Here is a 2,755-nt window from a genome sequence, read left to right on the forward strand (position 1 = left end):
ACTATAACCCTTTCCGCCGGAAAGGGTAGGTCGGTGCACCACATTGGTGAGGGGACGGTAATGCCGAATAAAATCCAGATTGGCGGTAACGAAATGCTCCACCCGATATCCCAGGTTCCGAACCGCGGAAAGGGCCTTGAGAAAGACCTCCGGAAGGATTACCGCGGAACCGGCCAGCAGAAAAACCCCGCCCTCCAGATCGGAGATCAAGCGGGCCAGGAGTCGGAAATCCAGGAAGGTGGCCTGTCCGATGGCTGCTCCATCGGCGGAAGGATGAATATGGACGATGTCCGTCCCTAAAGCCACATGGACCGTAACCGGTATTCCCAGGAGGTAGGCCCGGGCAAAAAGGCTTCGATCCTTGTAAGGGAAATCGCCCTCGGCCAGGAGCTTTCCCAGGGCTCTACCCAGCCCCATCCCCTCGGCTCCCAGACGGGCGGCCTGGTTTAAGAGCTCTCCGGTCTCGCGGGCCGCTCCGAAGCTCCCGTCACTTAAGGCCTTGGCTACATCCTCCGAGGTGTTCCCTACCATGGCCAGTTCGGCATCGTGGACCATGGCCGCCCCGTTGGTGGCCAGGGCGGTAATGATGCCCCTCTCCATCAGGGCCACCAGAAAGGGAGAAACCCCCACTTTGATCACGTGAGCACCGAAGGCAAAAATAAAAGGCCGTCCTTTCTTCCTTGCCCGAACAATGTCTTCGGCCAGATCCAGAAGATCCCTGGCTGCAAGTTCCCGGGGAAGAGAGGCCAGAAATTCCCGAAAGGAGGCCCCGGCGGGAAAGGGTTTCCCCAGCTTTTCCAGGGATACCTTGCTGGGACGATCCCGCAGACTGTAGGTGCGAAGCCCTCCGAAATCCAGAGGTTCGATCCTACGGGGCACTAAAGGCCTCCTCCACCAGTTCCGCAAAGATATGGATAAAAAGGAGGTGTCCCTCCTGGATCCGGGGCGTTTCGTTAGAGGGCACCGCCAGAAGAAGGTCGCATACCTCGGGAAGATCGCCGCCCTGGCCCCCGGTAAGCCCCACGGTGTAGAGCCCTATCTCCCGGGCCCGTTTCAGGGCCTTTATCACGTTGGGAGAACGGCCGCTGGTGCTTATTCCCAGGGCTATATCCCCCGGCCTTCCCAGGGCCTCGATTTGTTTAACAAACACCAGGTCAAAGGAATAATCGTTGGCTACCGCGGTGAGAATGGAGGTATCGGTGGTGAGGGCCAGGGCCGGAAGAGGCTCCCTCTCCCGCCGGAACCGATTTACCAGTTCCGCGGCCAGATGCTGGGCATCCGCCGCACTACCGCCGTTTCCGAAGATAAGAAGCTTCCCTCCCCGACGAAAGGTCTCCCGGGTCTTTTCCACCAGCTGGAGGATCTTGGAGCCTTCTTGAGTTATAAATTGATGCGTGGCTTCGTGCGAGGCCTTGAGGATCTTTTCAAGTCTTTCCATGGATTTTCCCCTTCAGGAAATCTCGAAGATAATAGAAAGAAAGCCCCAGATACTCATGCACAGCTTCATTGGTTATTTCCATATACACCGGATCCGGCAAAAAGTTGAGAAACCAGGGGCTAACGGGTTCGGTCTGGTGGGAGAGATAGAGGGCCGGGTAGGGAATGGGGCGCAGCCCCTCCCGCTTGAAGAGATAAAGGGCGCGCCGGAGGTGATGGGCGCTGGTAACCAGGAGAAAGGGTTTGCCTGCCAGACGCTCCCGGAGTATCCGCGCGCTGGTGATGGTATCCGGCGCTTGGTCCAGGGCCTCTACCTTTACCCCCAGGGTGCTTCCCAGCCGGGCCAAATAACGCGCTCCCGGTCCGGACCAAGACCCCCCCACCACGATGAGGTGCAACCCCGGATGTTCGCGAACCAGTCTTATCCCGGCCATGAAGCGGGCCCAGGTTTCCCGGCTGAAGCGTTCCTCCAGCGCAAGCCCGCTTTTTCCGTAAATGCGGGCCGGGAGCACCACCACCGCATAAGCCCTGGAGATGACCCCTGTGTTCGGCCGCTTAAAGCCCTTCTCCAGGGGTTTTAGCAATAAGTGAGGCAAAAAAGGGGTGCAGCTCAAGTAGTAAAGAAAAAGGGCCAGGAAAAGGAAAGCCCTTCTTTTTCCGCGTCGTTTACCCCAGAGGGCATAAATAGCCGTGCCCGCCAGGAGTAAAAGGACTAAACCGGAAGGATAGAGAAGATAGAGGAGGACCTTTTTGAGATAAAACCCCGCTGACCAAGTCATGGGAATAGAAAATGGCGGGGCTGACGGGACTTGAACCCGCGACCTCCGGCGTGACAGGCCGGCGTTCTAACCGTGCTGAACTACAGCCCCGCGTTCCTTTCTAATTATAACCTCTCTTTTTGGTGGGCGGAAGAGGATTCGAACCTCTGACCCCCGGCTTGTAAGGCCGATGCTCTCCCACTGAGCTATCCGCCCTCCGGGGCCAAAATTACCATAACCCCCGGTTCTGTCAATGCGCCCGGATCTCCTGTTCCTCCCTCTGTTTGACCAGGGTCCAGATATCCAGCGGCGGTACATCCCGAAAGAGCTTTTCCGGATCTTCGAGCACCAGCGCTTCCTTGAGCACCTCGTCCATATGTTCCACCATCACCAGGCGCAGGTTCTTGAGCACCTTGGGCGGAATCTCTTTGAGATCTTTCTCGTTTTCCTTGGGAAGGATCACCGTCTCGATGTTCCCCCGCCGGGCGGCCAGGAGCTTCTCCTTAAGCCCGCCCACCGGTAATACCCGCCCCCGCAGGGTGATCTCCCCGGTCATGGCC

The 2,755-nt window shown here is 58.1% G+C and carries 4 protein-coding genes and 2 tRNA genes; all 6 read right to left on the reverse strand.

Annotated elements, in window-relative coordinates; translation table 11 throughout:
• Positions 1–879, reverse strand: an 879-nt coding sequence (locus F8J34_RS03045) for a hypothetical protein (RefSeq protein ID WP_297056411.1), incomplete at its 3' end; no start/stop codon positions are given.
• Positions 869–1,438: a D-sedoheptulose 7-phosphate isomerase gene (locus F8J34_RS03050; RefSeq protein ID WP_297056413.1), complete on the reverse strand. Its 570-nt coding sequence runs from the start codon at positions 1,436–1,438 to the stop codon at positions 869–871. The genes F8J34_RS03045 and F8J34_RS03050, both read right to left, overlap by 11 nt.
• Positions 1,425–2,216, reverse strand: coding sequence for an ElyC/SanA/YdcF family protein (locus F8J34_RS03055; protein WP_297056414.1), 792 nt, complete (start codon positions 2,214–2,216; stop codon positions 1,425–1,427). The genes F8J34_RS03050 and F8J34_RS03055 overlap by 14 nt, the downstream gene beginning before the upstream one ends.
• 12 nt (positions 2,217–2,228) lie before the next feature.
• Positions 2,229–2,306: transfer RNA gene (locus F8J34_RS03060), tRNA-Asp, on the reverse strand.
• A gap of 30 nt (positions 2,307–2,336) precedes the next feature.
• Positions 2,337–2,411: transfer RNA gene (locus F8J34_RS03065), tRNA-Val, on the reverse strand.
• Between the two features lie 34 nt (positions 2,412–2,445).
• On the reverse strand, positions 2,446–2,755 hold a 310-nt coding region (locus F8J34_RS03070; RefSeq protein WP_297056416.1), incomplete at its 5' end, for a S16 family serine protease.

The organism is Thermosulfurimonas sp. (assembly GCF_015491435.1).
In the GTDB taxonomy this organism is placed as follows: domain Bacteria; phylum Desulfobacterota; class Thermodesulfobacteria; order Thermodesulfobacteriales; family Thermodesulfobacteriaceae; genus Thermosulfurimonas_A.

Coding starts and splice junctions, on each gene's coding strand:
- F8J34_RS03050 (WP_297056413.1), bottom strand. CDS start 1,438: ATGGAAAGACTTGAAAAGATCCTCAAGGCCTCGCACGAAGCCACGCAT.
- F8J34_RS03055 (WP_297056414.1), bottom strand. CDS start 2,216: ATGACTTGGTCAGCGGGGTTTTATCTCAAAAAGGTCCTCCTCTATCTT.